Source organism: Flavobacterium glycines (genome assembly GCF_900100165.1).
Taxonomy (GTDB): Bacteria; Bacteroidota; Bacteroidia; order Flavobacteriales; family Flavobacteriaceae; genus Flavobacterium; species Flavobacterium glycines.
The window spans coordinates 46158-72496 of the sequence record NZ_FNEO01000007.1 but is presented as its reverse complement, the minus strand read 5'-3'; the positions used below and the strand labels follow the sequence as shown (position 1 = coordinate 72496).

Below are 26339 nucleotides of genomic sequence, written 5' to 3'. Positions count from 1 at the left end.
TCCTTCTTTTGATTTTCTTTAAAAATAAAAATTAAACGTATATAAAACGTTAAATATTCTTCTTTTACAGTATGCTCATTTTTATAGCTATTTTACATTATTAATGTGTAATATATCTTTTATAATATTGATAAAAACAAAAAAATATTGATTTTTATTTGCTGAATACAAAAATAAAATAATACATTTGAAAAACAATAGTCAAAATGACGTTTAATAAAATGTTTTGCAAATTTGCCAATAACCATGAAAATAAATTATCAACCAAACCATCTTAAAAACCTAAAAAAAGTTTTTTTGGCAATTCTATTTTGCAGTATTTCAATGAGTACAAAAGCACAGGTGGTAATTACCAATTCTAATTTTTCATTGGGAACAACCGGTAGAATAGGAGTTGGGCTTTCGCCAAATGGGGAAGGAAATATGTGGAAACCATTAAATTTATCAGGTCAGGGTTCGTTAGGCGGACGTATGGAGCAAAACGATTATGTTGATTTATTACCTGCAATTCATTTTACACCAAAAATAATTGGAAAAGACAGTACCAATGTGACTTTTCAGGTGCGATTAGGAATGTATTCGGCTAATGGACAGTTTGTAGGTAATGCAAGTAGCCGTTCTAATAATGGACTTACTTTTATTTTGCCGGAAGCCTTTGTTGAAGCTACAAATATTTTGGGAAGTAAATGGTCAGCCTGGGCGGGTTCTCGTTTTCGCAGATATGATGATATCCACATTAGTGATTATTTTTATTTTGACGACCATTCGGCACAGGGATTTGGAGTAAAATATAAAAATACCGAATTGACAATGCTGATGCCAGCTTCAACCGATTCTACCGGAGTTTATCCATACAATTATCAGGTTACAGTGGCAGGAGCAACAAATCCGGCTATTCGACAACGTATGGTTTGGATTGGAGAACAAAGTTTTCATTTGCAAAATAATGCTACCATCAAACTTTTAGGAGAGTTTCATTATGTTTCCAAAACTTCGGCAGCAGCTTCTAAAAATCTGCCTTCCGATAACGGCTGGGTTGCCGGAATCAAATACAATAGTCCGTTTAAAACAGTAAAACCGGGTTCGTTTAACCAAATATCAGCTCGTTATGGTTCGGGAATTGCCAATGGTGGAGATAACGGTAATACGTTTACTTGGGCTACTTATGGCGCACCAGATGACAACGGAAAATATACTAATGCTTATTCATTTACAATTGTGGAACATTTTTTACTGAATCTTTCAAACAAGTTTAGCATCAATGGTTACGGAGTTTTTACTAAAAGTAAAGGAGGTTCGACAAGCACTAATACTGATGAATATTTTAATGGGAAACAATTCTACAATCGAAAAACGGATTTTGTAGTGGGTCTGCGTAACTTTTTTTATTTGACCAATTGGTTTCACTTAATTCAGGAAATACATTATGCTGTTAGAAAAGACGGTGATAATCCCGAAGCCGGCATGTGGAAATTTTCATTAGCCCCTACACTTGTTCCGCTGGGAAAAAGAGATCCCTGGAGCCGCCCTCATATTCGTTTAGTTGGAACTGTAGCTCGATACAACGATTATGCACGTAATCATAATTATTCTCCTTTTTTACAAATCAATCAAAAACGTTGGGGAACTTATGTTGGAGTAAAAACAGAATGGTGGCTTTTTTAAAAATTATTTCTGTCTAATTTGCAAATACTTACCTGACATTACTTAAAATCATTTTTAAAATAAAAATTTAAATAGTTATGCCGATTTTTGGAACATCCATTTTATCATTTATTCCTGGCTGGACTCCTGATGCAGGACAATATGCCATAAAAAAAACTGCTGAATATGGTTTTGATATGCTGGAAATTATTTTACCTGCTTCACTAGATTTTGATTCAAAATTGACAAAAAAGCAACTGGATGCAGCAGGAATTTCAGCGCGTTGTACGCTTAATTTGCCTGCTGATTGTCATATTCCTTTTTATCCTGAAAATGCAACTGAAATTATAAAAAAAGCGCTTGACAAAGTAGCCGAAATGGATGGCGATTTTTTAGGAGGTGTACTGCATTCGGCTATTGGGACATTTACAGGAAAACCTTGTTCGAATGATGAAAAATTAATTCTTCAACAGGTGTTTTCGGAAGTGTCTACTTATGCGTCAAAACAAAATATCACAATCGCTATAGAACCTATCAACCGATATGAAAGCTATGTATTTACAAGTACCGATGAAGTTTTGGATTTAATTAATTGTATCCCAGCTAAAAATTTAGGATTGCATTTGGATACTTTCCATATGAATATTGAAGAAAAGAATTTTTATAATCCGATTATTCGTGCCGGAAAGAATTTAAAACACCTTCATATCACAGAATCAGACAGAGGAATGACAGGAGAAGGCAATGTACATTGGGATAATTTATTTAAAGCTCTGGCCGAAATCAATTACCAGGAACCATTGGTATTGGAGAATTTTTCTTCTGAAATTAAGGAATTAATTGGACCTACTTCACTGTGGAGGTCTTCCAAATACAATTCGGAAGATCTTGCGAAAGGCAGTCTGAAATTTATAAAAGCAATGGTAAACAAACACTATAACAACTCACACAAATAATTACTACAGTAAACCTAAAAAAAGAAGCAATGAAAAAAGAATTAAAAGCAGTTTGTTTTGGAGAAATCCTTTTTGATGTATTTCTGGAACATAAAAAAATTGGAGGAGCACCACTTAACGTAGCCACAAGATTAAAAGCCTTAGGAGGGGAGGTCGCAATGATAAGTGCAGTAGGGGACGATAGCAATGGCAAAAAACTAACCACCTATCTGAATGATTTAGGAATTAATACCACAGGAATTGAAGTAAAATCGAATTATCCAACAGGAATTGTCAATGTAATTTTGAACGAAAAAGGAAATGCTTCTTATGATATTCAATATCCTTCGGCCTGGGACAAAATTGAAATTTCTTCTTTAAATAAAACCATAGTGGAACAGGCTGATTTTATGGTTTACGGAAGTTTGTCATGTAGAGATGCCATTTCTAAAAATACATTATTGGAATTATTGGCTGTAGCCAAATACAAAATATTCGATGTGAATTTAAGAGTGCCGCATTATACCAAAAAAAATGTGTTGGATTTATTGTATGCGGCTGATTTTATCAAATTTAATGATGAGGAATTGAATGAAATCTGCGAAGACTTGCATTCGAATAGAAAATCTCTGGAACAAAACATCCAATTCATTGCTGAGTTTACTAATACGCCAACGGTTTGTGTTACGTTGGGATCTCACGGCGCAGTGCTTTTTCATAACAATAAATTCTATCATAACTGTGGTTACAAGGTAAATGTAGCAGATACCGTAGGATCAGGCGATTCTTTTTTGGCTTCATTAATTATCATGCTGCTCAATGGAGAAGATCCGCAATATGCCATCAATTTTGCCAGTGCTATTGGAGCAATTGTGGCGCAAAATGAAGGAGCAAACCCAATTATTTCGCAATCGGAAATCGATGCATTTTTAGGTGATTTCAGTAAAAAGACATCTCAATATGAAACCCTTTAAACAAAATACAGTTTGTAATCCATTAACCAAAAACCAATAAAACTATGAGTTTATCTAAAAAAATATCCGTTGTCAGCAAAGAGTATGTTTTTCAGTTTGTTATTATCACCATATTATTTGCCCTTTGGGGAATAGCTAATGATTTGACCACTCCAATGGTTTCGACATTCAAAAAAGTAATGCCTGAACTCACCAATGTACAAGCTTCATTGGTACAATTTGCTTTTTATTTTGGCTATTTCTTTATGGCATTGCCGGCTGCATTATTCATTAGAAAATACAGTTACAAATCAGGAATAATAGTAGGACTAATTTTGTATGCAACAGGAGCTTTCCTGTTTTATCCGGCAGCTCATTATCAAAGTTATAATTTCTTTCTGGTATCCTTATGGGTAATTACCTGTGGTTTAGCGTTTTTAGAGACAACTTCTAATCCATTAATTTTATTCCTGGGCAACAAAGAAACGGCAACACAACGTTTGAATTTAGCTCAGGCATTCAATCCAATTGGTGCCATTACAGGACTTGTAATGGCTCAGTTTTTAGTAATCAAAGAAATAAAATCAGACGATTACAGCACAGAAGCTTTCAATGCTTTGTCTTCAACAGAATTGGCTAGTATTAGAGAAAATGATTTAGGAATTATCAGTATTCCTTATATTGGATTAGGACTTTTTGTATTGGTTATTTTAGTGATTATTTGTTTAACAAAAATGCCAAAAACAGCTCATGAAGACAAAATGTCTATCGGAGAATCTTTTAAAAAATTATTAGCTAATAGGAATTACAAACACGGCGTTATCGCGCAGGCTTTTTATGTAGGGGCTCAAATTATGTGTTGGACATTTATTTTCCAGTATGTGGACAATATCAATAAAACATTCGGATTAGAATTAACCGCGACTTATTACAATATAGGTGCAATGCTTTTATTTTTATCGGGAAGATGGGTTGGAACTGCGTTAATGAAAAACACAAATCCGTCTAAAATACTGATGTATTTTGGTTTTGGAGGTGTTTTTTGTGCTGCCGGAGCAATTGTTTTTCAGGGAATACCGGGATTAATTTCGTTGATTAGCATTTCTATTTTCATGTCGATTATGTTTCCAACTATTTACGGAATTGCATTAAAAGACATGGCCGACGAAGCTAAAATTGGTTCAGCCGGACTGGTTATGGCAATTGTTGGTGGTGCATTAATGCCTGTATTGCAAGGAAGTATTTTGGATTGGGGCGGTTCCGGATTTTCGGATGTTCAAATTTTAGGATTTATTCCCGAAGTTAATTTTTCTTTTATTTTGCCTTTAATTTGTTTGGCAGTTGTAACTCATTATGGATATGCAACTTATAAACTTTCTGTTAAACAGAAAAAAACAAAAAATATTCTCGTTACTGAATAAATTATATTTTTAAAGAACTAAAAACCGATGTGAATCAAGGATTTGTATCGGTTTTTTTTATTTATAGGGTTTTAATATCCTTAGAACTAAGACATATTATTATGATTCCTATAAAAAGAATAAGGCAATAAAAACATCAAAAATGGATATTTTACTATATACTAAATTTGAACTATAATTTATAGTATGGAAAGAATTTTTTTGTATATTTGTCATAGATTTTTATCGAATAAGAGGCGAGGTATTCCCGTACCGTTAGAGCCTCTTTTTTTATGCGTTAATATTTCGTTTTATGCCTGGGCGATATTTTTTGTAAACAACTGATTACCAACCTTGTTTTGTTCGTCCCCTGATAGAAAAATCAGGTTTTGAATGTAAATAGTCCCCTTTTTTGTAAAAACAAAGAACTGCCCTTGTCCTTCTTACATAAACTAAAATATAATCCCATTCAATACCTTTTTTTTGAAGCCACTGAGTGTAACTATAAATAGTATGAACATATTCAGTAAACAATCTCTTTTGACCATTCAAATAAACGGTTACTGAATAATCATTCTTATCCTTTAAACCTTCATATATATTTCTCATAGGGGTAAGAGATAAAAAAAATTATTCAAAGGGTGAGGGGTAAGGGGTAAGAGATAAAAAAAATTATTCAGGCTATAGCTAAATAAAAAAAATAGTATAGCCAAATTAATGACTACACTATTTATATATAAGTGTGGTATTTTCATATATCTGATTTTTATCAAACAAGAGAGGTTCCCGCCTCTTTATCTTGTATCGAAGTTTAAGCAAATATACATATTTTTTTAAATTTTAAATTAAGTACAAACGAAAATGTTTGAATCGGCATAAATACCCCTTGCATCTGAAAATTTAACCTGTGTACCTACAGGAAATAAATCCGCATCGTCTATTAATGGATAATCACTCACCTTTATGTTATGCAAACTTTCGGGAGAATCATAATCATAGAAAATTGACGTCATAAATTCCGCATCCGTTGGTCTTTTGATACAAATTAAAATACCCTGATTCCCCCAGTTTGTTCCGTCTGCTTTTTTATCCGCATCCATTCTTGAAATAATTGCAGGAATAAAATTATAAAAAATATCCCTGTAATAAATTTCACTTGGAGAAACATAATTGTACAATGAAATGTTTGTAATTGTACCCATTGATTCTTTTTTTGCAGGTATTTGCAAAAATCTTGATTCTACACCAAGAATACTACCCGAAGCAGTATTTGTATAAATTTTAAAAAATTTAGGTAACTGTTCAGAATAATCAATAAAAGGGTCAATAGTAATACCCAAAGCTTTTAAGGTAGGAGCATCGGAAAAACTTAAATAATAACGTCCTAATGTATCCGTTTTAATAAAGTTTTGCAATCTTAATAGTCTAAAAGATACACCATTAAATGAACAATCTATAAACAAAGGAGTAACAGAATTAAATGAATCATAATAATTTTTAAAATCAGTAGAAAAATACAACGGGTATTTAATATCTCCTGCGACAAAATAAGGTAATTCACCAATAGGAATTAATCTATTTAAAATCATTCCTAAGCTACCAATTGAAAAAGAATAATCTTTGTTTTCCTGATTAAATTCTAGATCAGGAATTGAAAAGAAAATATTTGATGAATCAAACATGTATTTTTCAAACTCTGAAAAAGGTAGGTTTTCCAAATCCTGACCTTTTACAATAACTCCATTAATCACCAAACCACAAATTAAGTGTTTTTCTTTAATGGAAAAAGAAATGTTATACAAAGTGTCTGTTTCCTCAATATTGACTTTTACACTTCTTAATTGCCTCTTTTCGTTAACGTATAACGCATAATTTTGATTTACCATACTTTACCGTATTTTTTATAATATTCTTTTAATTCTGCTAATTCTTTTGAGTCTAAAAGCTTGTTTACATCGTCTTTTAAATTTCTTCTTTTCGTGTAAACTTCAAAATATAGCTTTTCGACTAAATGAATGTTTCTTACTTGATACTTCAATGTTCTTAAAACTGCAGCATCATTTTCCGTCCATCCTCTAGGATTCAAGAAATCCCACCAATTACCCGCATCGCTATACTTTACACCTAAATCAACCGCCAATTGTTGGGCGGAAGCTTGGACACCTTTGTCTAGTGTAATTTTATTTGCGTTTTGTTGCGCTGTTGCTGGGTTCTTATTTTCAATAAGTTGTTGCTCGGCTTTTATATCTTCGTCCTGCTCTTTGTTATTTTGAATCTGAGATTTAAAATATCTGTACAAAAAAGGGGTAGCCATTGCACCAACTACAACCATAATAACCATAGGTAAATTTGCCTTTACCCAAAGTAAAAAGCCTTCCAAAACTGAAAGGCTTTTTTGATTCCTGTTAGCGACCTGCATAACCTCTTCTTTTTTTGCGTTTACATACGTAAAAACCCGCTCCAAAACCTACAACTAGCAAAGCAATCATTCCGATTGGTTTAGCTAAAAAATCTTTTATTTTATCCACTTTTTTAAATTTTAAATTAATTAATTATTTGTTTTTCTTACAGAAAAATAATACCAACCGAATAAAAAAAAACCACTAGCGGAAGAACCCACGTTAATGCCTTTTTCTGATTGATTTCGGTATCAAAATCAAAACCATTTTTCGAGAAATAACCCTTAAAAAAGTCCTGAATTTCTGCTTTTGTAATCTTCCCGTCTTTGTTTGTGTCAAAGATTGGATTTTGTTTTGCAATCAAACTTGCTGTTAAACCTGATGTTTGCAGAACATACGAACTTGACTGATTTAAAGCCTTTGGAAAAAACACGGCAAAATAAACATCCATAAAGGAGTTAAAAGATTTTCCTGTAGTTTTCTTTACTTCCTTGAAGTATTCAGAAACTAAATCCATTTGCTTATTAAAATCCAATTTTGCAATATCTGTAAGAACGTATTTGACCCCGTTTATAGTCTTGTAAGCTACTCCGGCTTTATCTCTAGTAAACTGTATTAAGCCAACCGAACCTATTGAATTAGTTTTGGAAGGACTGAAAGTTTTTGCCGTTTCGAAATAGATTACAGCCAGTAACCAATTTGGATTAATCGACAATTCCGCAGAAACTTCCAAAACTTTCAACTGATTAGATTCGCTTAATTTGCTTTTAAAAGACTCTGAAATACTATTCGACATTTTTAGCGGGTTCTTTTTCGTCAAGCTTTAAGGCTTCGATTTCGTCAACTGCAAATTGAATAACTTTCACAGCTACAGCGATTAAAGCACCGTATTTGATTACAAGCTTTAAGACAGTTGTTATACTATTTACTGTTTTCATTTTCTTGAATTTTTGAAGTGATACTTTGATTTTCTTTCTTTTCTGCTTGCTTTTCCTTGATGTAATCCGCTATTTCATGGAGAACTAGCGGAAGTAACTTTAAAGAATATTTAAGCAATAAGCGAAACATTAGAAACCTCTTTTTTGGTTGTTTCCACCAAAACCACGATTACGATTTTTTTGCATTTTCGTAAGCGTTACCCATTCGTGAACCCCCTCTTTATTGGATGGTGAAGTGGTAATTTTAAATAAGCTTCCACCTATTTCAATAAATCCTTTCGGATAACCTGAACCGCTTTTATCTTTTAATCCTACAACTACCTGTGGATTTCCGAATTTGTCTTGACCTTGTGCCATTTTTTCAATGTATTAAATTGATTATTATTTCTCTAATTTGCTCTATTTTTTTAATGATTAAATAAACCGTATCTAAAAAAAAAATTAAAAAATAGATACGGTTTTTAAGCTTATCGCCTTGACCCACCAAGTAACATTCTTAATCCAAAACCAATTCCGACAACTGCTAAAAGAACTTTCCACCAATGCATTTTTAACCATTCATTCATAGTTTGATTTGCCATTGTTGCACCTGCTTTTGCAAGACCTGTTTGTAAATCTGCATTTACTTGCTGTCCCGCTTGCGCTAATGCTTCTTTAGTGATTTGACCACCAATTGAACCCGCAACAATACCAATTTTTCCGCCTACTGCCTGAGTGTTTGAGGCAATAACCATTCTTTGATATTCTGCATTTTGCTTCGCTTGTTCCATAAGTTCTAACTGCTTTTTTGCCTCAGCTTGATTCTGTAATTCAAGTTGTTTTTGGTATTCTGCCTCTGCCTTTTTTTGCTCGGCTAAAGCTTTTTTCTCTTCTTTCTTTGCCTGAATTGATGCAACAACACCGCCCGCAATTCCTGTTGGGTCTAGTGATGCACCAAGCTTAACAATGTTTTTAAAAGAAATTTGCTTAGTGGCTTTTTTTATCGTATTACCGATATTTTTAAAAAATCCCATATAATAGAAATTAAGTTAATACTCTATTTTGCGGGCATCTGATAACGGATATAATCGTTTTCGTCAATTCTTAATGAAAAATCAAGTCTTGTTCCCGGCTCTTTTCTAATATTCACATTTACAATTTGATGAACAGGAAATACAATTCTGTTAGTTTGCGAAACTTTAATAACTCCATCCGCAATAACGTTTGCAGAATCGGCAGAACGTGCCATAACTTCTAACTCAAACTGTGTGTATTTTGCAACACTTCCATTTTCGTGAGTTAATGAAATTTCTGTAATTGAATTGTCCTTTTGCAATGAAGCTAAATCGTATCCTTTTACATCAAAATCTCGGCTTACATCCTCAGACCCCATACTTTTACGCTCGTACTTATTTACTCCTGTTGACGGGAAAAAAGCTTCTAAACCGTGTAACTCGTAAATTTTCGAAGCATCCAAATTCCTTAGTTTGAATTTGATTGTTTCACTTTCTGACAAAACAATATAACCTGCGTCCTGTGTTAAATCACAATTTGCAATTGTTGCCAATGTTGCATTTGATTGGATAATGTCCTCGGCATAAGTTCCCAAAGCAACTAAATCCTTAACTAACATCTCTTTTGCGATGTCAATGTTTTTCCCTGCTTTTTCTACCCAAATACTGATTGTTTCAGTAGTAAAAGAGTGGGGGGCTACATCTGAACAAATAACCAAAGCTGAAATTCCCTTGTTTAGAACAATTTCAGCACTTTCAGTAATTGCGGTAACCGCTAATTTTTCCCAAATTTTCATGATTGAAAGTTTTTAATTAGTAATATTATTGGCACAAAAGTTGAAATAAAAAAAAAGGCTGTTGAGCCTTTTTATATTATTAATACTTTTTTATACTTTTTTACGCTTTTATATACTGTTTAAAATGGGAATACGTTACTATTGTAATACAAAAATGTGTTTTTATATCTGTGAGATATTTTTTTGCCGTTGCCTCGGATACTAACATCAAGCTTTGAATATCTTTAAATGATAACTTTTGAAATTCTTTATAATTGTTGGTGTCTGCCATAATTTGAAGGATTTTTAGAATAGGGCGGGAGGGCATTCCCGCCTTATTTGTTTAATAATATTTTCATTAAATAATTGATAATTTCTTGCGGTATAATGACTATACTAGACGGATTTAAAATAAATTGTTTACTAATAATCAATAACAGCAACAAAAAAATTGTAATAAGCTTAAATGGAAAGAAAAGGATATGTTTAATTATTGAAAGGGTTTTCATTATCAAAAAATAAATTTAGTTGTTCGGCTTTTTTTTGTTCAATGTGGGTTATTGCTGTTTTTTGCTTTTCTACTTTCAAAAACAAATCTTTATAGTATGTATTTTCTTTTTTCGTCCAGCAACTTATATTTTTTTCAGCTAGTAGAACAGTTTCTTTAAATCTCAAACAGAATCCTGTTTTTTCGTTTAGTTTCTCATCTTTAAAAAAACGTGTTTCACAATTACCACACGATTGACAATGAAAAACAGGCAATACACGACAGTTTTTTACTGTTTCGTTTGATTTGGTTTTTCCTGTAAAAACTTTTTTACTTGGATTTTGCGGATTCATAAGCGTAACTTTTAAAGGTTATTTTTTGATTGATGTTATAGCCTTTATAAAAAGGAATTCGGCTGAAAAATTTAATTAAAGTCATAGGTTATGTTATTAGTGGGACATCGTTTATATATTCAATTTCTATATCTTTAAAAGCCTTGTAATACGTCAAAAGATTGTAAACAGCATCTAAACCGTTTTCTTTCCATTTATTTAAAACTAGAGGCTGTAAATCGTGCATAGCTATCTTTTTCCAGACAGGAATAGAGATTTTTAATAAGACTTCGTCAATTGTTACCTCATTTACAATTTCATCATCTGTTTTCTCTTTATCCTGTAAAAATTCTTTGTATTCGTTTCTGATTGAGTTGGAAATGTTTACAAAGTGTTTGCCTTGTGTATATTCTACATATTCGGCATAAATACCGTATAGTTTGCGTTTTTCCTGATAGTCTTCATAATCGCCAACAGCTATTTTTGCCAAACAGGTAAAAGGGGTTAAGCCTTTTGATGATTTTATTTGCCCTTTTGTCATTTCTGATGTTATATCATATTTTGCCAAATAATCCGATATATCAGAAGTAACAATTTTTTGATTTTGTGCGCTTAACGTTCCGTTGTTATCTGCATATTTAAACCAACGGCTTATAAAATCCTTTTGAAATTTTTCGATTGCTTTTACATCGTTATGATTGTAGAAAAAAAGCAAATGCAAATGCGGATGCCATCCGTTCATTTCTGAGTATGTTATTTCAAGAGTTTTAACTTGTCCAATTAGTCCGTTATCTGTTTTTGCAAAAAATCGTCCTGTTTGAAATTTTCTATAATTTTTAGTGATTTTATCTAAGGTTCTTTTTAATCGGTCTAATCTTGAATGACGAACAGTTAGGGTTAGAAATCCAATTGATAAATTTCTGTTTTGATGTTCGGTAATTAATCCCGCTAATAATTCTTTTTTATTTTCTGAAATCTTAAGAGCACAAACGGGACAACGCCAATAACCGCCACAATTCGCAATCCCATTAAAAAAAAGTCCGCCTTTGGGATTGCTACACATTTGAACGGGATTGTTTGTATTTCCATTTATTGAATATCCGCAATATTCAATCCTTGGTTTTCTATTTTCTTTTGTCTCTTTTACTGTTCTATTTGTTTTTGCTACCCGCCTCATATTATGAATTAATGTTTTATAAATGTTCGGCAAATCTATTGAATGAACTAATTCTTGGCTTACCAAAACCGTATTAGTATCAAGGGGGGTAGCCGTTTGATATCTTTTAGTTTTAAAGTATTGATTATCAAAGAATTGACTCATTTCTTTTGCACTATAATTTATATTATGTAAAATAAAAAAGCAATTAAAAATCTCCTCATTTATAATTTAATTATTAATTTCAATTTAAAATTAAATTCTGCCTAACCTTCTTAGACTCTTCTCAACACAAAAGTAATAAAAACATAAATCAAACGTTATCAGTTAGATTGAAGGTTAAATAATCATTTTTGTTATTGAATTTTTAATTTAAAAGCGATTTATTTATTCTTAGTATAAACTAAATTGTTTTAAGTTTTTTTTAAACATTTAGAAATAAAAAAAAATTAATTTAGTTGTAATAATTTTTAAAAAATTAACAATCTCTCTTTATTACTTATATATGAAATTTATTGCCATTCTTTTGTTATTCCTAGTACCATCTCGTTGGGAAACCAATTTTGAAACAGCTCAAAAAGCAGCTAAAGAAAAAAATCAATTAATTTTATTGAATTTTTCAGGTTCTGATTGGTGTATTCCTTGCATTGCAATGCATCGTGAATATTTTGACAGTCCGGTTTTTACTGAAATGGCCGATAAAAATCTTGTAATGGTAAATGTTGATTTTCCCAGAAAGAAAAAAAATGAACCTGCTGCCGATATCGTTAAAAGAAACGAAATTTTAGCCGAAAAATACAATAAAGAAGGCAGTTTTCCACTTACTCTACTACTGAATTCGGATGGAAAAGTTATAAAATCCTGGATTGGAAAACCAAAGATTTCGGTTGAACAATGGACACAGGAAATCAAAACAATTTGTGATGCTCAAAAATAATTCTAAATGAGAGTGTTTTCACAATCCCTGAAATTGATGGGGAATAATTTTACGATTTCAGTAGTTGCCGATAACGAATCTTTTGCACAGGAAAATATCAATTTGGCCATAGCCGAAATCAGGCGCATCGAACAATTGTTTACTACCTATAATAATAACAGTCAAACCAATTTAATCAACCAAAATGCAGGAATAAAACCAATTGTAGTTGACAAAGAGGTTTTTGATTTAATCGAAAGAAGTATTGGAATTTCTAAAATTACACAAGGAGCTTTTGATATTTCGTACGGCAGTATTGACAAATCACTTTGGAATTTTGATAAAACCATGACCTCCTTACCTTCTGCCGAACAAGCAAAAAAAATGGTTTATCTGATTAATTACAACAACATTTTATTAGATAAAGAAGATTGTTCCGTCTTTTTGAAAGAAAAAGGTATGCGTATTGGTTTTGGAGGCATTGGTAAAGGATACGCTGCCGAAATGGCAAAAAATATTTTAATTAAAAATAATGTCGTTAGCGGAATTATCAATGCCAGTGGTGACCTGACTACCTGGGGCGTGCAACCTAATGGTAAGCCATGGACTATTGGAATTGCTAATCCCGACCTGCCTGCTGCAGCATTCTCTTATATTGAAATATCAAATAAAGCGGTGGCAACTTCCGGAAATTATGAGAAATTCATCATGATTGACGGCAAAAAATATTCCCACACGATTGATCCAAAAACAGGTTTGCCCATAAGCGGAATAAAAAGTGTTACCATTATAAGCAGCAATGCCGAATTTGCTGATGCTATGGCTACTCCTATTGCTATCATGGGAATCAAAGCCGGCTTGTATCTTATTGATCAAATTCCGGATTTATATTGTATCATTATTGACGACAACAACAAAATTTATACTTCCAAAAACATTAATCTCAAATGAAAAAGCAAACTAAACGACACGTTTTAGTACTTTTAGGAATACTATCACTTTCATTACATTCCTGTACAGTGGTAAAAGAGTATCAAAAAGGAAAATTAAACGATTCAGAAATGGTGCTTTCAAATAGAAAAATTGAAAAAACCGAACTCAGTTTTCAGTCTTACCGCGAAGGATCTTCAGGAGCAAATGCGGGAAAAAGTGGTGGCGGTTGCGGCTGTAATTAACCCTAATTCTATTAAATCGAGAAAATGAAAAGAATATACATTACAGGTTTTGCCTTACTAGGGTTATTTAAAGCTTTTTCACAAGCTACACCTACAGATTCAACTTCTTATAAAAACAAAAAACTTAAGATTGATGAAATTAATTTGGTTTCGAGTTATTACAAACAAGATGGAAATAATGCGGCTGTTACAGGAGGAATTGGTTCAGAAAAACTAACGGATATTTCTAACACAATTGATGTAAAACTAATTAGGTATGGTAAAACCGGAAACAAACATACACTGGATTTAGAAGCAGGAATTGACCATTACAGTTCGGCTTCCTCTGACATGATTGATTTACAGGCAAATTCTTCGGCATCTTCAGCTGATTTTCGTTTTTATCCTTCTTTTAATTATTCTATAGAAAATGAAGAAAAAGGAACTACAATTGGTTTCGGTTTATCGTCTTCTACGGAATTTGATTATCAGTCTTTTGGAGGGAACATTAACTTTGCTCAAAAAACAAAAAACAAAAACGGTGAATTCTCCGCAAAACTTCAGGCTTTTTTAGATCAGGTCAAATTGATTAAACCAATTGAATTAAGGGGCTATGGTTATGGGGATGATGACGATTATGGATCGGCAAATAGAAATACTTTTGCTGGTTCTTTAAGTTATTCCCAAATCATAAATAAGAATTTCCAGGTTATATTATTAGCAGATGTAATTGCTCAAAATGGCTATTTAAGTCTTCCTTTTCATCGTGTTTATTTTTCGGATAATTCGGTGCATCAGGAAAATTTACCCGATAATCGTTTAAAAATTCCATTAGCCATCAGAGGTAGTTATTTCCTTGGAGATACTTTTATTATCAGAGCTTATTATCGCTATTATACTGATGATTGGAACATCAATTCAAATACTGCTGATCTTGAAATACCGGTAAAAATTTCACCTTTTTTCTCATTGAGTCCTTTTTACAGGTATTATTCACAAAGTGCAGCTAAATATTTCAAACCATACAGAGAACATACCGCAGCCGATACTTACTATACCAGTAATTACGATCTGTCTAAATTTGATAGTCATTTTTTAGGACTGGGAATGAAACTGACTCCAATCAATGGTGTTTTTGGCATTAAAGAGTTTAACACTCTTGAAATACGATATGGACATTATACCAGGTCAACAGGTTTAAATGCTAACATTATCAGTTTGAATTTTAAATACAAATAGTTACAAACAATATAAACCGGGAGTGCTTGAAAAAGGGCTCCTTTTTTATTTTTGAAACTAAAAAATAATAACAAAATAATCATAAGATTTAATTTGTCAAGACACTAATTATGATAGTTTATTTACTAATTTTGTAGTCTATTTTATCTATATCCAATGAATATAATTGCAGAACAAATTGCTGAATTTTTAAAAAATCATGCTCCTTTTAATCAGCTTACTTCCGAAGAATTAGCTGAAATAGCCAGCAATATTCGCGTAGTCAATTTAGAAAAAAAACAAACTTTATTTAAAATCAACGATGCTTTGCATGATTCCTTTTATGTCGTTGCTTCCGGAGTTGTCAATATTTCTGTAATTGTTGATGCCGAGGAAAATATTATAGATAAATGCCATGAAGGAAGTATTTTTGGTTTACGTCCGTTTTTTGCAAAAAACAATTATAAAGTAACTGCTAAAGCCCGGGAAGACAGTTTGGTTTATGCCATTCCAATTTCTGTTTTCAAACCTTTATTAGCAAATAATGCAGAGGTTTTGAATTTTCTTTTAGAAAACTTTGCCAGTAATTTACCGGAAGACCGTTCTTCTAAAGGTAATTTAGTTTCTGATAGCGGATTTTATTCTGAAAAACAATCCGAAGCACAATTTTTTCAAACTTTAGCCTATAACACCACTCCTCTCTTAGCAACATCTGATAATACCGCTCAGGAGGTAGCTCAAATGATGGCAGAATCTTTAAAAAATAATGTGATTATTTTTGAAAAAAATGGTCCAATTGGTATCGTTACTCATGCGGATTTGGCTTCAAAAATAGCAACAGGACGTTATCCTATTAATATACCAGTGAGCAATATTATGTCCTCACCTGTAGTTACAGTTTTGGAAAATGTTTCATTAGCAGAAGCGCAATTATTAATGTTAAAAAACAATGTTACACATCTTTGTGTAACTATTGACGGAACAGATAAATCTACCATAAAAGGAGTTATTTCTGAACACGATTTAATTGCTGCTCAAGCCAGTAATCCTGGTGTTTTAATTAAAGAAATTAAGCGTTCATTGTCATCTAATGAACTCAAAGAAATTCGTAAACGTTTAACAAATTTGATTCAGTCTTCGATTCAAAAAAACATCCCGTTAACACATATTACGAATATTGCCAGTGAAATTAATTTTGCTATTTTAAAACGTGCTGTAGAATTATCCATTTTGGATTTAGGCTCACCTCCTGCTCGTTATGCATGGATAAGCATTGGTAGTCAGGGACGTAAAGAACAGTTATTATTAACTGATCAGGATAGTTTTTTAGTTTTTGAAGACGTTCCGCAAAACAAATACATTGAGGTAAAAGATTACTTTCTAAAATTAGGAAAAAAGACTACTGCTACCTTAGAAAAAATTGGATATGAATTATGTCCATACGGACACATGGGTAGTAATATGATGTGGTGTAAATCACTGAGTGACTGGATAAAACAGTACAACAATTGGATGAATGCTACAAGAGAAAATACAGATAATTTGAGCAGTATTTTCTTTGATTATGAGTTGGTTATCGGAGAACAAAAAATAGAAACAGCTATCAATAATATCATTTTTGAAAATGCAAACAATAACGCTTTGTTCTTTGATTTTCTGGGAAATGAGGCATTGAGAAAAAATTCAGCTTTGAGCTTTTTCAAAAAATTCATTGTTGAAGAAGAAGGAATTCATAAAGATAAATTTGACATTAAAACCCGTGCATTAATGCCGCTTATTGACGGAGCACGACTTTTAATTTTGAGTTACGATATCAAAGGAATTAACAACACCTATACGCGATTCAAACAATTAGCTATTGCCGACCCTAAACATTCTGAAATTTATTTAAACTGTGCTGAAGCTTATTTGTTTTTAACTAAAATAAGAACTTTAGAAGGTTTGAAAAATGAAAATTCCGGACAATATATTAATCTGGAAGAACTATCGAAAATTGATAGAGAAAAACTTAAAAATGCGCTAATTCCAATGAAAGAATTAGAAGAATTAATTAAAGACAAGTTTCAACTGACTCAATTCTCATAACTTATGTTAGACTGGTTAAAACATATTAATAAAGAACACCCTGAATTCTGGAAAGAATATTTAACTAAATTCTCAAAGAAGTCAAAACGCTATGTCATACTATCCACTAAAGCTACAGGTGATTCTCTTGAAAAAGATGTAATTACTTTCATTAGTGCATTTGCAGTGGAAAATGATACTATTATGATTAAGGATAGTTTTGAAACTATTTTATTGCAATATCGTTTTTTACATGACAATCATCTTTCAAACGAATACATTATTGAAAGTCGATTAATGAAATTATCAGAACCTGAGGCCTTAAAATCTTTTATAGAATATTTAGGAAATGGTATTATCGTTGGACATCAGATTGAAAAAGATGTTGCTATGATAAATGCTACTTTGGAACGTATGGATTGTGGTAAATTGCGCAATGAAGCTTTAGATATTGATATCATGCATCGAAAATTACACGAAATCACCGAAGACAGGGAATTTTCACTCGATGAACTTTCGGATTTTTATAAGATACAAAAAACAGAAGGCGATTCGGCAACTGAAGAAGCTTATAAAATAGCCTTACTCTTTTTAAAACTAAAACACAAATTAGGTTTAAAATAAAAAAACTGCTTCAAATATTGAAGCAGTTTTTTTATTTTCTATTTTCTTTCACTTTGAATCTCTTCAATAATTTCAGGATTCAATAAAGTTGTTGTATCTCCATAGTCAGAAAAATCCCCCTCGGCGATTTTTCTAAGAATACGACGCATTATTTTCCCTGAGCGGGTTTTTGGCAAACCTGAAACAAACTGAATTTTATCCAGTTTAGCAATTGGACCTACGTGATCTGTTATATGTTGATTTATTTCAATAAATAAATTTTCTTTATTTCTAACTTCACCTGTTTCTTTCAAAATAACATAGCCATACAAAGCATTTCCTTTTACATCATGAGGAAAACCTACAACAGCACTTTCTGCAACCGCCGGATGCTCATTAATAGCATCTTCAATTGGAGCAGTACCTAAATTATGTCCCGAAACAATAATCACATCATCTACTCTACCTGTAATTCTATAGTAACCTACTTCGTCACGTAAAGCACCATCTCCTGTGAAATATTTTCCCGGATATTTTGAAAAATAAGTGTCTTTATAGCGTTGGTGATCATTCCAAATAGTTCTAGCCATTCCCGGCCATGGAAATTTAATACACAAACTACCCACTACCTGATTGCCCTCGATTTCATTTCTTTTTTCATCCATTAAAACAGCTTGAATTCCAGGCAATGGAAAAGTAGCATAAGTTGGTTTAGTTGGTGTAATAAACGCTAATGGCGAAATCATGATTCCTCCTGTCTCTGTTTGCCACCAGGTATCTACCACAGGACATCTTTTACCTCCTACATGATCGTTAAACCAGTGCCAGGCCTCCTCATTAATAGGTTCTCCTACAGAACCTATAACTTTTAAACTTTTGAAAGGGAATTTTTGAACATATTCCAATTTTTCCTTTGCTAATGCTCTAATAGCTGTTGGAGCTGTATAGAACTGACTCACACGGTGTTTTTCGATTACTTCCCAAAAGCGACTGAAATCCGGATAAGAAGGTACGCCTTCAAAGATTACAGTGGTAGCGCCATTCAATAATGGACCATACAAAATGTATGAATGCCCTGTTATCCAGCCAATATCAGCGGTACACCAATGTATATCATTTTCTTCGTAACTAAATACATTTTTAAAAGTATAAGCTGTAAATACCATATAACCGGCTGTTGTATGTACCATCCCTTTTGGATTCCCCGTTGAACCGGATGTATACAAAATAAACAAAGGATCTTCGGCATCCATAATCTCGGCTACACAGTTATCAGAAGCTTCATCCAGTAACGGTTGTAACCAGATATCTCGGCCTTCTTTCATATTCACAGCACTGTTAGTTCTTTTTACCACCATTACTTTACTTACCGACGGGCATTGTTGTAAGGATTCATCAACAATTTCTTTTAATTCAATGGTTTTGTTTCCACGATAACCACCGTCTGAAGTAATCACCATTTTACTTTCGCTATCGATAATTCTGGTAGCTAAAGCTTTAGATGAAAATCCTGCAAAAACTACAGAATGTATTGCACCTATTCTGGCACAAGCTAAAATAGCTACAGCCAGTTCTGGAATCATTGGCAAATAAATACAAACACGATCTCCTTTTTTAATGCCTTGCTCACGCAATACATTTGCCATTTTACACACTCTTTGGTGTAATTCATTGTAAGTTATATGTAAGGCTTCTTCTTCAGGATTGTTAGGTTCAAAAATAATAGCTGTTTTCTCCCCTCTTTTATTAAGATGTCTGTCAATACAGTTTTTTGTAATATTTAATTTGGCACCTGCAAACCACTGAACTTCAGCTTCTGCCATATCAAATTCTACTACTTTATCCCATGGCTGGTACCATGTAAAATTTTCTTCGGCTATTTTTCCCCAAAATTTTCTGGGTTCACGAATAGACTTATTGTAATGCTTAAAATATTGCTCTAAATTATCAACTTTATAGTAACTCATCCCTTTTTATATTTTTTATAAATATATTAAATCTCAACCTATTCCTGAAAAAAAATAAATCATAAATCAGTGCAATTTAATCAAAATAATGAAATACAATATTAATATAAATGCAAATTATTGAAAAAAGTACAAAATAAAACCTTTTTTTGCTCAAACACAAAACTTTAGATTTTTGTCTTTATTTATTTCTTAACAGCCTAATTCTTTCTATTTTTCGTAAAACAAATAATTGTACAAACCACACAAATGAATAGGTCATATTAGAATAGATGGCTTATTTGAGCTGCTCTGCAATTCCTATCAAAATTCCTTCAGGTCCACGAATGTAACAAAGTCGATAAGCATCCTTATATCGGACTACTTCGTCCACTAGTTGTGCACCGTGCTTATAAAGTCTTTCGAGTGTATCATCTATGTTAGCGACAGCAAACATGACGCGTAAATAACCTAAAGCATTTACAGGAGCGGTACGATGATCTTCGATTGCTTTTGGATTAATAAATCTCGATAGTTCTAAACGGCTGTGTCCGTCGGGTGTAATCATCATGGCAATTTCTACGGCTTGATTTTCGAGGCCGGTAACACGACCTGCCCATTCGCCCTCAATCATGGCTCTTCCTTCTAATTTTAAACCAAGTTCGAGGAAAAAAGAAACAGCATTATCCAATGACTCAACGACAATCCCCACATTATCCATTCTAAGTAAATTATGTTCTGCCATTTTCTTAGATTTTAATTTAAAACAAATTTATTGAAATTGATACATTTTTCACAAACTTGTCATTCCGAGGAATGAGAAATAACATCAATTAGCTCTTTGTAATAAATCACGTTACAAACGCGATGCTTTGTTTTCAAAAGTAAAAAGGTTTTAAACAAACAAAAAAGGCGAAGTAACTGAATACTTCGCCTTCCTGAATTAACTATAATTGTAACTAATTATACAATTTTTTTCATTGCAGTCATTGACTCTCTTAACCAAGCTCCAACTTCTTCAACCGGGTGGTTTCTGATGATTGAGTTAACATCGATTAATTCTTTGTTATCCACTCCGTTGCTTCCGTTACTAAATGGACGACCTACTAAGTTAGATGGTGCATTTTTAACGTAATCAGCGATTAATGGTTTACAAGCGTGGTCAAATAAATAACATCCGTACTCAGCTGTATCAGAGATTACACGGTTCATTTCGAACAATTTCTTTCTTGCAATTGTGTTAGCAATAAGTGGAGTTTCGTGTAATGACTCATAGTAAGCAGATTCTTCGATAATTCCTGAATCAGTCATTGCTTCGAAAGCCAACTCTACACCAGCTTTAACCATAGCAACCATTAAAGTTCCATTATCGTAGTATTCTTGCTCAGAAATTTCCATATCTCCTGCTGGAGTTTTCTCGAAATTAGTTTCAGCTGTAGCAGCTCTCCAAGTCAATAAGTTTTTATCATCATTAGCCCAGTCTTCCATCATTGTTTTAGAGAAGTGACCAGAGATAATATCATCCATATGTTTTTGGAATAATGGACGCATGATGTCTTTTAATTCTTCAGCAGCGTTGAAAGCAGCAATTTTAGCAGGATTAGATAAACGATCCATCATGTTAGTGATACCACCGTGTTTCAATCCTTCAGTGATAGTTTCCCATCCGTATTGGATTAATTTAGAAGCATATCCTGGCTCAACACCTTCAGCAACCATTTTATCGAAACATAAGATAGAACCTGTTTGTAATAAACCGCAAAGGATAGTTTGCTCTCCCATTAAGTCTGATTTTACTTCAGCTACGAAAGAAGAACGTAAAACCCCTGCTCTGTGACCTCCTGTAGCAACAGCATACGCTTTAGCCTGATCTAAACCAAAACCGTTTGGATCGTTTTCAGGGTGTACAGCGATTAATGTAGGTACACCAAATCCTCTTTTGTACTCTTCACGTACTTCAGAACCCGGACATTTAGGAGCACACATAATAACTGTTAAGTCTTTACGGATTTGCATTCCTTCTTCTACAATATTAAAACCATGAGAATAAGCTAAAGTAGCTCCTTGTTTCATTAATGGCATAATTGCAGTAACTACAGCCGTGTGTTGTTTATCCGGAGTAAGGTTACATACTAAATCAGCAGTTGGAATTAATTCTTCATAAGTTCCCACATTGAAACCATTATCAGCAGCGTTCATGAATGAAGCTCTTTTTTGAGCAATAGCTTCAGCACGTAAAGCATAAGAAATATCTAAACCTGAATCTCTCATGTTTAAACCTTGGTTCAAACCTTGAGCACCACAACCAACGATAACTACTTTTTTACCTTTTAAGGCTTCGATTCCGTTAGCAAATTCTGATTGATCCATGAATTCGCAAACGCCTAATTGTTCTAATTGTAATCTAAGTGGTAATGAATTGAAATAATTTGCCATTTTTTAATATTTAATTTATGATTTTAATTCTTCTAATAATAAACTTGTAACTTCCATTTTTTCTTTAGAAACAGAAATTCTTCCTGAACGTACAAATTGCATGATACCAAACGGTTTTAATTTAGCATACAATTCTTCGATTTCAGAACGTCTTCCTACTTTTGATATTACAAAAAAGTCTCTGGATACGGTAACAATTTCCGAATGACTTTCTTTGATGATATTTTGAATTTGTCTTTCGTCAAACAATAAATTGGAAGCTATTTTAAATAAAGCACTTTCTAAAAAGATAGTTTCTTCATCTACGTGATAAAATGCTTTAATAACTTCAACTTGTTTTTCAATTTGTCCAACAATATTGCGTACCCATTTTTCAGTAGTATCTACTACAATTACAAATCTGGAAACATTTTCAATTTCCGATTCGGATACATTTAAACTCAATATATTGATGTGACGTTTTAAGAATATAACAGATATTCTGTTTAATAATCCAACGTTATTTTCTGTATAAACAGAAATAGTAAATGTTTTATTTTCTTCCATAATATTAACTTAATCGAATGTCAGAAACCGAAGCTCCTGTTGGAATCATTGGGAATACATTGTTTTCTTTCTCAACCATAACTTCAAGGAAATAAGAGTCTTCAGAAGCTAACATTTCAGCAATTGCTTCATCTAATTCCTCTCTCTTAGTAACTTTGCGTGACTTGATATAATATCCTTCAGCAATTGCACAGAAATTTGGATTAATCATTACAGTTGAAGCGTAACGGTAATCAAAAAATAATTCCTGCCATTGTCTTACCATTCCAAGAAATTCATTGTTCAATACCACAATTTTAACTGGAACTTTAGTTTGATGAATAGTTCCTAACTCCTGAATATTCATTTGGAAACCACCATCACCAATAATAGCAACCACTTCACGATCAGGTCTTCCCATTTTAGCACCAATAGCCGCCGGTAAAGCAAATCCCATGGTTCCTAATCCTCCGGAAGTTACATTGCTTTTTGTCTGATTGAATTTTGCGTAACGACAAGTAAACATTTGATGTTGACCTACATCTGAAACCATAATAGCATCTCCATTTGAATGCTTGTTAATCATTTCAATAGTTTCTCCCATAGAAATTCCTTTTCCTTCTGATGGTGCTAACTCTTCATTGATAACGGCTTCTAATTCGATGTCGTATTTCTTTTTGAATTCATTATGCCATTCTTCATGTGAATTCTTTTCAATTAAAGGCAATAAAGCTGTTAATGCTTCTTTTAAATCCGCTAATACAGCAACATCTGTTTTTACGTTTTTATCTATTTCAGCAGAATCAATTTCAAAATGAACAACTTTAGCTTGTTTAGCATAAGTTGCTAAATTACCCGTAACACGGTCATCAAAACGCATTCCTAATGCAATTAAAACATCACATTCGTTAGTTAAAATATTTGGACCGTAATTTCCGTGCATCCCTACCATTCCAACATTCAACTCATGATCTGTTGGCAAAGCAGATAAACCTAAAATAGTCCATGCTGCAGGAATTCCTGATTTTTCAATTAAAGCTTTTAATTCTTCTTCAGCTTTACTCAAAATAACCCCCTGACCAAAAACAATCATTGGTTTTTTAGCCTTATTCATTAATTCTGCCGCTTCTTTAACCTTATCCATTTTCAGAACAGGCTTCGGATGGTAACTTCTGATGTCAGAACATTTTTTGTAACTAAAATCTAAAGTATCAAATTGAGCATTTTTAGTAATATCTACCAATACTGGTCCCGGACGTCCTGAACGTGCAATATAAAATGCTTTTGCCATAATTTCAGGAATTTCATCAGCCTCAGTAATTTGATAATTCCATTTTGTTACCGGAGTTGAAATTCCGATAATATCAGTTTCCTGAAAAGCATCAGAACCCAATAAATGTTTCCCTACCTGTCCGGTAATACATACCATTGGTGTAGAGTCAATCTGAGCATCAGCAATACCTGTAACTAAGTTGGTTGCACCCGGTCCTGAAGTCGCGATAGCAACCCCTACTTTCCCGGTAGCTCTTGCAAACCCCTGAGCAGCGTGTGCAGCTCCCTGTTCGTGACGCACCAATACGTGGTGTAATTGATCTTGAAATTTATATAATTCATCGTAAACCGGCATAATAGCTCCACCTGGATAACCATAAACCAAATCTACGCCTTCGGCTAATAAGCATCTGATAACTGCTTCTGCTCCTGATATTTTCATTCTTTTTTTATTTATATTTTTGACAATTTTTAAAACTAAATTGTCTGTTATTTATCTGTTACGCAACCTTTAGAGGCGCTTGAAACTGATTTAGCATATTTTAACAAAACTCCTTTTGAGGCTTTCAATGGCGGCTGAACCCAATTTGCTTTTCTCTTGGCAAATTCTTCCTCAGATATTTTTAAATCGATAGTGTTTTTAACTGCATCAATTGTAATCACATCTCCATTTTGAACTAAGGCAATTGCCCCTCCATCATATGCCTCTGGTGTAACGTGACCAACCACGAAGCCATGTGAACCTCCAGAGAATCTGCCATCTGTAATCAAAGCAACACTATTTCCTAATCCGGCTCCAATAATAGCCGAGGTTGGTTTTAGCATTTCCGGCATCCCTGGACCACCTTTTGGTCCACAATACCTGATGACGACTACATTGCCGGGTTTAACCATTCCTTTTGCAATACCAGGAATAACTTCAAATTCGCTTTCAAAAACTACTGCTGTTCCTTCGAAAAATTCTCCTTCTTTTCCACTAATTTTTGCTACACAACCTTCTGAAGCCAGATTTCCGTATAAAACCTGAATATTTCCTGTTGGTTTTAAAGCTTTATGAATTTCATGAACCACTTCCTGTCCATCTTGTAAATCAGGAACCGATTCTAAATTTTCGGCTAATGTTTTTCCTGTAACAGTCAAACAGTCGCCATGAAGATAACCTTCTTTTAATAAATATTTCATCACAGCCGGAACACCACCTACAGTGTGCAGGTCTTCCATCATGTATTTACCACTAGGTTTTAAATCTGCAAGTACCGGAGTTTTGTCATTGATAGCCTGGAAATCATCTAAAGTAATTTCAACATCTACTGAATGAGCCATAGCAATTAAATGCATAACCGCATTAGTAGAACCACCTAAAACAGCTACTATCGTAATAGCATTTTCAAAAGCCTTACGGGTCATAATGTCTCTTGGCTTGATATCTTTTTCAAGAAGCACTCGGATAGCTTTTCCGGCTTCAGCACATTCCTGTCTTTTTTCAGGACTTAATGCTGGATTAGAAGAGCTGTAAGGCAAACTCATCCCTAGAGCTTCGATTGCTGAAGCCATGGTATTAGCTGTATACATTCCCCCACAAGCTCCGGCTCCCGGACAGGAATTTTGAATTACACCTTTAAAATCTTCAGGGGTAATTCTATTATTTAATTTTTTTCCTAAAGCTTCAAATGCAGAAACAATATTTAAAGATTCCCCTTTCCATTTTCCGGAATGAATTGTTCCTCCGTAAACCATAATAGCTGGACGATTCACTCTTCCCATTGCCATTACTGCTCCGGGCATATTTTTATCACATCCTGGAATTGCTATCATACTGTCGTACCATTGTGCCCCCATTACAGTTTCTATAGAATCTGCAATAACATCACGAGATACTAATGAAAAACGCATTCCGTCAGTTCCATTAGAAATACCATCACTTACGCCAATAGTATTGAATATTAATCCAACCAAATCAGCATCCCAAACTCCTTGTTTTACTTCTTTAGCAAGATCATTCAAGTGCATATTACAGGTGTTACCTTCGTAACCCATACTTACAATACCTACTTGAGCCTTTTTTAAATCTTCTTCAGTCAAACCAATTCCATACAACATAGCTTGCGCTGCTGGCTGAGTTTGATCCTGTGTGATCGTTTTGCTGTATTTATTCAATTCCATTTAACTTAGTATTATATTTTTGATGTAAAT

At 33.2% G+C, this 26339-nt stretch carries 27 protein-coding genes; 10 read left to right on the top strand and 17 right to left on the bottom strand.

Annotated features, from left to right (window positions below; genetic code table 11):
* Window positions 1-297 precede the first annotated feature (297 nt).
* The 4 genes from BLR17_RS13875 to fucP all read left to right on the top strand — a co-directional run bounded on the left by BLR17_RS13875 (window position 298) and on the right by fucP (window position 4953).
* Window positions 298-1665 (top strand): carbohydrate porin, encoded by a 1368-nt coding sequence (locus tag BLR17_RS13875; RefSeq protein WP_245683143.1) that lies wholly within the window; start codon window positions 298-300, stop codon window positions 1663-1665.
* 77 nt (window positions 1666-1742) lie between these two features.
* Window positions 1743-2600: a sugar phosphate isomerase/epimerase family protein gene (locus BLR17_RS13870; protein WP_066326031.1), complete on the top strand. Its 858-nt coding sequence runs from the start codon at window positions 1743-1745 to the stop codon at window positions 2598-2600.
* Window positions 2601-2629: 29 nt separating this feature from the next.
* Window positions 2630-3553, top strand: coding sequence for a carbohydrate kinase family protein (locus tag BLR17_RS13865; RefSeq protein WP_066326030.1), 924 nt, complete (start codon window positions 2630-2632; stop codon window positions 3551-3553).
* A 44-nt stretch (window positions 3554-3597) separates the two neighbouring features.
* Window positions 3598-4953 (top strand): L-fucose:H+ symporter permease, encoded by a 1356-nt coding sequence (fucP, locus tag BLR17_RS13860; protein WP_066326029.1) that lies wholly within the window; start codon window positions 3598-3600, stop codon window positions 4951-4953.
* Between the two features lie 324 nt (window positions 4954-5277).
* Here the strand turns inward: fucP and BLR17_RS13855 are convergent, their stop codons facing one another.
* The 11 genes from BLR17_RS13855 to BLR17_RS13815 all read right to left on the bottom strand — a co-directional run bounded on the left by BLR17_RS13855 (window position 5278) and on the right by BLR17_RS13815 (window position 12177).
* The gene (locus BLR17_RS13855; RefSeq protein WP_066326028.1) at window positions 5278-5541 is read right to left on the bottom strand and encodes a hypothetical protein; all 264 of its coding nucleotides are present in this window, start codon (window positions 5539-5541) and stop codon (window positions 5278-5280) included.
* A 236-nt stretch (window positions 5542-5777) separates the two neighbouring features.
* Window positions 5778-6818 carry a hypothetical protein gene (locus BLR17_RS13850; protein ID WP_066326027.1) on the bottom strand — a complete coding sequence of 347 codons (1041 nt, stop codon included), beginning with the start codon at window positions 6816-6818 and terminating at the stop codon, window positions 5778-5780.
* Window positions 6812-7351, bottom strand: coding sequence for a hypothetical protein (locus BLR17_RS13845; RefSeq protein WP_066326023.1), 540 nt, complete (start codon window positions 7349-7351; stop codon window positions 6812-6814). Before BLR17_RS13845 ends, BLR17_RS13850 begins: the two co-directional genes overlap by 7 nt.
* Window positions 7338-7460 (bottom strand): hypothetical protein, encoded by a 123-nt coding sequence (locus tag BLR17_RS16610; protein WP_255283845.1) that lies wholly within the window; start codon window positions 7458-7460, stop codon window positions 7338-7340. The genes BLR17_RS13845 and BLR17_RS16610 overlap by 14 nt, the downstream gene beginning before the upstream one ends.
* 37 nt (window positions 7461-7497) lie before the next feature.
* Window positions 7498-8127, bottom strand: a complete 630-nt coding sequence (locus BLR17_RS13840) for an EF-hand domain-containing protein (protein ID WP_066326020.1) — start codon at window positions 8125-8127, stop codon at window positions 7498-7500.
* Complete coding sequence (locus tag BLR17_RS16505) at window positions 8117-8269, bottom strand: hypothetical protein (protein WP_169817146.1); 153 nt, start codon at window positions 8267-8269, stop codon at window positions 8117-8119. Before BLR17_RS16505 ends, BLR17_RS13840 begins: the two co-directional genes overlap by 11 nt.
* A gap of 129 nt (window positions 8270-8398) precedes the next feature.
* Window positions 8399-8626 (bottom strand): hypothetical protein, encoded by a 228-nt coding sequence (locus BLR17_RS13835; protein WP_066326018.1) that lies wholly within the window; start codon window positions 8624-8626, stop codon window positions 8399-8401.
* 110 nt (window positions 8627-8736) lie between these two features.
* Window positions 8737-9282, bottom strand: coding sequence for a hypothetical protein (locus BLR17_RS13830; RefSeq protein ID WP_066326016.1), 546 nt, complete (start codon window positions 9280-9282; stop codon window positions 8737-8739).
* Window positions 9283-9305: 23 nt separating this feature from the next.
* Window positions 9306-10058 carry a hypothetical protein gene (locus tag BLR17_RS13825; protein WP_066326011.1) on the bottom strand — a complete coding sequence of 251 codons (753 nt, stop codon included), beginning with the start codon at window positions 10056-10058 and terminating at the stop codon, window positions 9306-9308.
* A 465-nt stretch (window positions 10059-10523) separates the two neighbouring features.
* Window positions 10524-10877 carry a hypothetical protein gene (locus tag BLR17_RS13820; RefSeq protein WP_066326009.1) on the bottom strand — a complete coding sequence of 118 codons (354 nt, stop codon included), beginning with the start codon at window positions 10875-10877 and terminating at the stop codon, window positions 10524-10526.
* 88 nt (window positions 10878-10965) lie between these two features.
* The gene (locus BLR17_RS13815) at window positions 10966-12177 is read right to left on the bottom strand and encodes a protein rep (protein WP_066326007.1); all 1212 of its coding nucleotides are present in this window, start codon (window positions 12175-12177) and stop codon (window positions 10966-10968) included.
* Window positions 12178-12517: 340 nt separating this feature from the next.
* On the opposite strand from BLR17_RS13815, the gene BLR17_RS13810 reads away from it, so the two are divergent.
* The 6 genes from BLR17_RS13810 (at window position 12518) to BLR17_RS13785 (ending at window position 17988) form a co-directional block, all read left to right on the top strand.
* Window positions 12518-12949, top strand: a complete 432-nt coding sequence (locus BLR17_RS13810) for a thioredoxin family protein (RefSeq protein WP_066326006.1) — start codon at window positions 12518-12520, stop codon at window positions 12947-12949.
* Window positions 12950-12955: 6 nt separating this feature from the next.
* Window positions 12956-13879 carry an FAD:protein FMN transferase gene (locus BLR17_RS13805; RefSeq protein WP_066326004.1) on the top strand — a complete coding sequence of 308 codons (924 nt, stop codon included), beginning with the start codon at window positions 12956-12958 and terminating at the stop codon, window positions 13877-13879.
* A complete protein-coding gene (locus tag BLR17_RS13800) occupies window positions 13876-14103 on the top strand; it encodes a DUF4266 domain-containing protein (protein WP_066326002.1) in 228 nt (75 codons plus the stop codon). Before BLR17_RS13805 ends, BLR17_RS13800 begins: the two co-directional genes overlap by 4 nt.
* 24 nt (window positions 14104-14127) lie before the next feature.
* Window positions 14128-15321 carry a DUF3570 domain-containing protein gene (locus tag BLR17_RS13795; RefSeq protein WP_066325997.1) on the top strand — a complete coding sequence of 398 codons (1194 nt, stop codon included), beginning with the start codon at window positions 14128-14130 and terminating at the stop codon, window positions 15319-15321.
* Between the two features lie 156 nt (window positions 15322-15477).
* The gene (locus tag BLR17_RS13790; protein ID WP_066325994.1) at window positions 15478-17385 is read left to right on the top strand and encodes a DUF294 nucleotidyltransferase-like domain-containing protein; all 1908 of its coding nucleotides are present in this window, start codon (window positions 15478-15480) and stop codon (window positions 17383-17385) included.
* 3 nt (window positions 17386-17388) lie between these two features.
* Window positions 17389-17988, top strand: coding sequence for a 3'-5' exonuclease (locus BLR17_RS13785; protein ID WP_066325992.1), 600 nt, complete (start codon window positions 17389-17391; stop codon window positions 17986-17988).
* A gap of 38 nt (window positions 17989-18026) precedes the next feature.
* Here the strand turns inward: BLR17_RS13785 and acs are convergent, their stop codons facing one another.
* The 6 genes from acs to ilvD all read right to left on the bottom strand — a co-directional run bounded on the left by acs (window position 18027) and on the right by ilvD (window position 26309).
* Window positions 18027-19934 carry an acetate--CoA ligase gene (gene acs, locus BLR17_RS13780; protein ID WP_066325990.1) on the bottom strand — a complete coding sequence of 636 codons (1908 nt, stop codon included), beginning with the start codon at window positions 19932-19934 and terminating at the stop codon, window positions 18027-18029.
* Between the two features lie 277 nt (window positions 19935-20211).
* A complete protein-coding gene (locus BLR17_RS13775) occupies window positions 20212-20625 on the bottom strand; it encodes a VOC family protein (protein ID WP_217635909.1) in 414 nt (137 codons plus the stop codon).
* Window positions 20626-20876: 251 nt separating this feature from the next.
* On the bottom strand, window positions 20877-22349 hold the full coding sequence (gene ilvC, locus BLR17_RS13770; RefSeq protein WP_066325987.1) for a ketol-acid reductoisomerase: 1473 nt from the start codon (window positions 22347-22349) through the stop codon (window positions 20877-20879).
* 15 nt (window positions 22350-22364) lie between these two features.
* On the bottom strand, window positions 22365-22895 hold the full coding sequence (gene ilvN / locus BLR17_RS13765; RefSeq protein WP_055093224.1) for an acetolactate synthase small subunit: 531 nt from the start codon (window positions 22893-22895) through the stop codon (window positions 22365-22367).
* A gap of 4 nt (window positions 22896-22899) precedes the next feature.
* Window positions 22900-24588 carry a biosynthetic-type acetolactate synthase large subunit gene (gene ilvB / locus BLR17_RS13760; protein WP_066325985.1) on the bottom strand — a complete coding sequence of 563 codons (1689 nt, stop codon included), beginning with the start codon at window positions 24586-24588 and terminating at the stop codon, window positions 22900-22902.
* Between the two features lie 47 nt (window positions 24589-24635).
* Complete coding sequence (ilvD, locus tag BLR17_RS13755; RefSeq protein ID WP_066325983.1) at window positions 24636-26309, bottom strand: dihydroxy-acid dehydratase; 1674 nt, start codon at window positions 26307-26309, stop codon at window positions 24636-24638.
* Window positions 26310-26339 lie beyond the last annotated feature (30 nt).

What these genes read in the sequence shown, in the direction of transcription:
- ilvN (WP_055093224.1), bottom strand. Translation starts at nt 22,895, where the DNA reads ATGGAAGAAAATAAAACATTTACTATTTCTGTTTATACAGAAAATAAC.
- BLR17_RS13795 (WP_066325997.1), top strand. Translation starts at nt 14,128, where the DNA reads ATGAAAAGAATATACATTACAGGTTTTGCCTTACTAGGGTTATTTAAA.
- BLR17_RS13835 (WP_066326018.1), bottom strand. Translation starts at nt 8,626, where the DNA reads ATGGCACAAGGTCAAGACAAATTCGGAAATCCACAGGTAGTTGTAGGA.
- ilvC (WP_066325987.1), bottom strand. Translation starts at nt 22,349, where the DNA reads ATGGCAAATTATTTCAATTCATTACCACTTAGATTACAATTAGAACAA.
- BLR17_RS13815 (WP_066326007.1), bottom strand. Translation starts at nt 12,177, where the DNA reads ATGAGTCAATTCTTTGATAATCAATACTTTAAAACTAAAAGATATCAA.
- BLR17_RS13810 (WP_066326006.1), top strand. Translation starts at nt 12,518, where the DNA reads ATGAAATTTATTGCCATTCTTTTGTTATTCCTAGTACCATCTCGTTGG.
- ilvD (WP_066325983.1), bottom strand. Translation starts at nt 26,309, where the DNA reads ATGGAATTGAATAAATACAGCAAAACGATCACACAGGATCAAACTCAG.
- BLR17_RS13855 (WP_066326028.1), bottom strand. Translation starts at nt 5,541, where the DNA reads ATGAGAAATATATATGAAGGTTTAAAGGATAAGAATGATTATTCAGTA.
- BLR17_RS13840 (WP_066326020.1), bottom strand. Translation starts at nt 8,127, where the DNA reads ATGTCGAATAGTATTTCAGAGTCTTTTAAAAGCAAATTAAGCGAATCT.
- BLR17_RS13850 (WP_066326027.1), bottom strand. Translation starts at nt 6,818, where the DNA reads ATGGTAAATCAAAATTATGCGTTATACGTTAACGAAAAGAGGCAATTA.
- BLR17_RS16505 (WP_169817146.1), bottom strand. Translation starts at nt 8,269, where the DNA reads ATGAAAACAGTAAATAGTATAACAACTGTCTTAAAGCTTGTAATCAAA.
- BLR17_RS13820 (WP_066326009.1), bottom strand. Translation starts at nt 10,877, where the DNA reads ATGAATCCGCAAAATCCAAGTAAAAAAGTTTTTACAGGAAAAACCAAA.
- BLR17_RS13865 (WP_066326030.1), top strand. Translation starts at nt 2,630, where the DNA reads ATGAAAAAAGAATTAAAAGCAGTTTGTTTTGGAGAAATCCTTTTTGAT.
- BLR17_RS13845 (WP_066326023.1), bottom strand. Translation starts at nt 7,351, where the DNA reads ATGCAGGTCGCTAACAGGAATCAAAAAAGCCTTTCAGTTTTGGAAGGC.
- fucP (WP_066326029.1), top strand. Translation starts at nt 3,598, where the DNA reads ATGAGTTTATCTAAAAAAATATCCGTTGTCAGCAAAGAGTATGTTTTT.
- ilvB (WP_066325985.1), bottom strand. Translation starts at nt 24,588, where the DNA reads ATGAAAATATCAGGAGCAGAAGCAGTTATCAGATGCTTATTAGCCGAA.
- BLR17_RS13785 (WP_066325992.1), top strand. Translation starts at nt 17,389, where the DNA reads ATGTTAGACTGGTTAAAACATATTAATAAAGAACACCCTGAATTCTGG.
- BLR17_RS13870 (WP_066326031.1), top strand. Translation starts at nt 1,743, where the DNA reads ATGCCGATTTTTGGAACATCCATTTTATCATTTATTCCTGGCTGGACT.
- BLR17_RS13825 (WP_066326011.1), bottom strand. Translation starts at nt 10,058, where the DNA reads ATGAAAATTTGGGAAAAATTAGCGGTTACCGCAATTACTGAAAGTGCT.
- BLR17_RS13790 (WP_066325994.1), top strand. Translation starts at nt 15,478, where the DNA reads ATGAATATAATTGCAGAACAAATTGCTGAATTTTTAAAAAATCATGCT.
- BLR17_RS13830 (WP_066326016.1), bottom strand. Translation starts at nt 9,282, where the DNA reads ATGGGATTTTTTAAAAATATCGGTAATACGATAAAAAAAGCCACTAAG.
- BLR17_RS13805 (WP_066326004.1), top strand. Translation starts at nt 12,956, where the DNA reads ATGAGAGTGTTTTCACAATCCCTGAAATTGATGGGGAATAATTTTACG.
- acs (WP_066325990.1), bottom strand. Translation starts at nt 19,934, where the DNA reads ATGAGTTACTATAAAGTTGATAATTTAGAGCAATATTTTAAGCATTAC.
- BLR17_RS13800 (WP_066326002.1), top strand. Translation starts at nt 13,876, where the DNA reads ATGAAAAAGCAAACTAAACGACACGTTTTAGTACTTTTAGGAATACTA.